Origin of the sequence: Saccharothrix sp. ST-888, from assembly GCF_000955975.1 — a bacterium.
GTDB lineage: Bacteria > Actinomycetota > Actinomycetes > Streptomycetales > Streptomycetaceae > Kitasatospora.
Genome location: NZ_JYJF01000979.1, coordinates 1 through 302, shown reverse-complemented (window position 1 = coordinate 302; position 302 = coordinate 1). Strand labels below are relative to the sequence as shown.

Sequence of the window (302 nt, the reverse complement as noted above, 5' to 3'; positions counted from 1 at the left end):
ACCTACCTCGGTGACGCTGCCTGGCACTACGACGACGACAACGGCCTGACCCAGGAGAAGCTCACGACCTGGTCCCAGTGGCGCGGTTACGCCCCGACCCGGGTTCAGACCGGTGGAACCGGCGGAATGTCCACCCAGCCCGACCACTTCTTCCTGCGCGGCATGGACGGCGACCGTACGGATCCCGCCGACAAGACGACGAAGCGTGTCGTCACCGACACCAGCGACGGCCAAGACGGCACCCTCACCGACCACCCCGCCAGGGGCGTCTCCGCGTACCGCACCGAGCAGCTCGACCGGCC

Annotated in this window: 1 protein-coding gene; it reads left to right on the top strand. The window is 68.9% G+C overall.

Annotation, left to right across the window (positions count from 1 at the left end; all coding sequences use genetic code 11):
* A partial coding sequence (locus UK12_RS42695; RefSeq protein ID WP_045307303.1) for a hypothetical protein occupies nt 1–302 on the top strand: 302 nt, incomplete at both ends.